A 2944-nucleotide genomic window follows, 5' to 3' on the forward strand; every position below is an offset into this window, starting at 1 on the left:
GTCACGAGGTCCCGGATCAAGTCCGGGACTGCGTTGTCGGGTGGGTCAGAAGTCGAACTTCACGCCCTGCGCCAGTGGCAGTTGGGCCGAATAGTTGATCGTGTTCGTCTGCCGCCGCATATAGCCCTTCCAGGCGTCCGATCCGCTTTCGCGCCCGCCGCCCGTCTCCTTCTCGCCGCCGAAGGCGCCGCCGATCTCGGCGCCTGAGGGGCCGATATTGACGTTGGCGATGCCGCAGTCGGAACCGGCGGCCGACAGGAACGCTTCGGCCTCGCGCATGTTCAGCGTGAAGATGCACGACGAAAGCCCCTGCGGCACGTCGTTCTGGATGGCGATGGCTTCCTCCAGCGTTTCATAGCCCATGACGTAGAGGATCGGAGCAAAGGTCTCGGTCCGCACCGTAGCGGTCTGGCTCGGCATCTCGGCAATCGCCGGTTCGACATAGGCACCGCCCTGCGGCACGCCTTCGGTCACGGTCTTGCCGCCATGGACGGTGCCGCCTTCGGATGTCGCCTGAGCCAAGGCAGCCTGCATCCGGTCGCGCGAGGCATGGTCGATCAGCGGGCCGACCAGCGTCGTCCCCTGACGCGGATCGCCGATGGGCAGCGAGGCATAGGCCTTGGTCAGTTTCGCCACCAGATCATCCTTGATCGAGTTATGCGCGATCAGCCGCCGCAGCGTCGTGCAGCGCTGGCCCGCCGTGCCGACGGCGGAAAAGACGATCCCGCGCACCGCCATGTCGAGATCGGCAGAGGGCGCGACGATCATCGCATTGTTGCCGCCAAGTTCCAGGATCGGCCGCCCCCAGCGCCCCGCGACCTTGGGCCCGACGATACCGCCCATGCGGGTCGAGCCGGTGGCCGAGACGATCGGCACGTCCTGAGAATTCACCAGCGCCTCGCCGATGGCCGGGCCGCCGATGACCAGTTGCACCAGCCCCTTGGGCGCGTCGCCGAAGCGTTTCAACGCACGTTCCATGATCTTCATCGAGGCCATCGCGGTCAGCGGTGTTTTCTCGGACGGTTTCCAGATCACCGGATCGCCGCAGACGAGCGCGAGCGCGGTGTTCCACGACCAGACCGCGACGGGGAAGTTGAAGGCGGTGATGACGGCGCAAGGCCCCAAGGGGTGCCAGGTCTCCATCATCCGGTGGCCGGGCCGTTCCGAGGCGATGGTCAGCCCGTAGATCTGGCGCGAGAGGCCGACTGCGAAGTCGCAGATGTCGATCATCTCCTGCACCTCGCCGAGACCTTCTGAGGTGATCTTGCCCGCCTCCAGTGTCACCACAGCGCCAAGTTCGTCCTTGGCGGCGCGCAGTTCCTCACCCAAAAGCCGGATCAGTTCGCCCCGGCGCGGCGCAGGCACCGTGCGCCAGGCTTTGAACGCTTCCTGCGACCTGGCGATGATCTTCGCCATATCCGCCGGATCGGTTTCGCGCACGCGCGCCACTTCCGCCCCGTCGATGGGCGAATGCACGGCCAGCGCGCCGCCGGTCACTTCCGCTTCGGTCAGGCCCGCGGCCTTGATGATGTCATTGTGGCTCATGTCAGTCTCCCTTGGTGACGGTGCCGCGCTGATCGTCCATTCCCATGGAGATCAACACCGGCCCTTCCTGTTGCCGTTTATGAAAATCGCTCTTGGACCCCATGCTACGCCAATCGACGAGGATCAGCGACTGGGCCACCGCCCCGCCAAGCGTCGTGCCCGGCCCGGTGACGATAAAAAGATCGGGCGCGAATTCCCGCGCCGCGATCCTTATCGCATGGGTGAAGTCATAGGTCTCGGTCACCTGATGGCCGAGGGTGTAGTCCCAAAGTGCCTGGGTGTCGGTCGCACCGGGCCACCAGATCGCACCCCGTCCGTCGATCATCGGCAGCCTCGGCTGGCCAAAGAGCGAAGGTGAAAGCCGGGCCCGGCCACGCTCGGCGACCGAGGCCTGAAGGGACGAATGAAACGCCGCGTGATTGGCGAGCCGCATAGGGAAGCGGCCCTGCACCGGGGGCACTGCGTCCTCAAAGGCCTTAAGCCCCGCCTCATTCCCCGCCAGCACCAGCATGCCGCCAAGGTCGATGGAGAGCGTAAGCACATGATCCGCGCGGGCCGCAATGTCGCCGATCAGCGCCATCAGCTCGGCCTTCCGCCCCGGGTCAGGCCGCCAGTCCTCGCCCACGAAGGGGTAGATCAGCTGGCCGCCGATCAGCGCCTCCTGCATCAGCGTGCCCATGGTGTTGACCACCTCGAACCCGGCTTCCGCCGTCAACGCCCCGCCGCAGGCGAGCGCCGAATACCAGCCCATCGAATTGCCGGTCACCGCGACGATCTCGACCCTGTCGATGGCGCGGAAATCGCCCAAGGTCGCGGCGTAGATCAGCGCCGAAGCGTTGTCGCCACGGGTATGCTTTGCGACGGAGTAGCTCGCTGCGCCGTCGAGGGCTGACAAGGTTTCCTGCCCCAGCGCGCTGCGCGCGTTGTCGAATGAGCCAAGCAGCGCCCGGTCGCCGAAATGCCGCTTCAGATAGCCAAGCTCGGTCTTGGTATAGGTGCCCCGCCCTGGGCAGATGACTACGGCAGTCTTCATTTCGCCCCCCCGATCAGCGCCATTGCGGCATCAAAGATGCTGTCCGCCGACGGCATCGTCGCGGCATAGGCGGGGCCGGTGGCGATAAAGCTGTCCTCCGCCGTCAGTCGCGCTTTCGGCACATCGGTGCGTTCTGTGAAAAGCGCGATCAGCGCCTCTGCCACGCCGCCCGATCGGCGTGTCTCATCCACGATCAGGATACGCTTCGCACCCTTCACAGCATCCACCAGCGCGTCGGTGGGCAAAGGCGAGAGCCAGCGCATATCGATGACACGCGCCTCCACACCCGCTTCTGCCAGCCGCGTCTCGGCCTGCCGCGACAGATAGTAGCCGTTGGCATAGGTAACGATGGCAATATCCGTGCCG

3 protein-coding genes are annotated in these 2944 nt (G+C 65.6%); all 3 read right to left on the reverse strand.

Annotated features, from left to right (window positions below; translation table 11 throughout):
• Positions 1-45: 45 nt before the first annotated feature.
• A complete protein-coding gene (gene amaB, locus WBB85_RS22790; protein WP_432640855.1) occupies positions 46-1545 on the reverse strand; it encodes an L-piperidine-6-carboxylate dehydrogenase in 1500 nt (499 codons plus the stop codon).
• Between the two features lies 1 nt (position 1546).
• A complete protein-coding gene (locus tag WBB85_RS22795; protein WP_432640856.1) occupies positions 1547-2578 on the reverse strand; it encodes an ACP S-malonyltransferase in 1032 nt (343 codons plus the stop codon).
• Positions 2575-2944 (reverse strand): transketolase C-terminal domain-containing protein (locus WBB85_RS22800; protein ID WP_432640857.1); only part of this gene is annotated, 370 nt, incomplete at its 5' end. The genes WBB85_RS22795 and WBB85_RS22800, both read right to left, overlap by 4 nt.

Origin of the sequence: Albidovulum sp. (genome assembly GCF_049646345.1) — a bacterium.
Lineage (GTDB): Bacteria > Pseudomonadota > Alphaproteobacteria > Rhodobacterales > Rhodobacteraceae > Albidovulum.

Bases quoted from the DNA above. Each gene is read 5' to 3' on its own strand.
- amaB (WP_432640855.1), bottom strand. From the start codon at position 1,545: ATGAGCCACAATGACATCATCAAGGCCGCGGGCCTGACCGAAGCGGAA.
- WBB85_RS22795 (WP_432640856.1), bottom strand. From the start codon at position 2,578: ATGAAGACTGCCGTAGTCATCTGCCCAGGGCGGGGCACCTATACCAAG.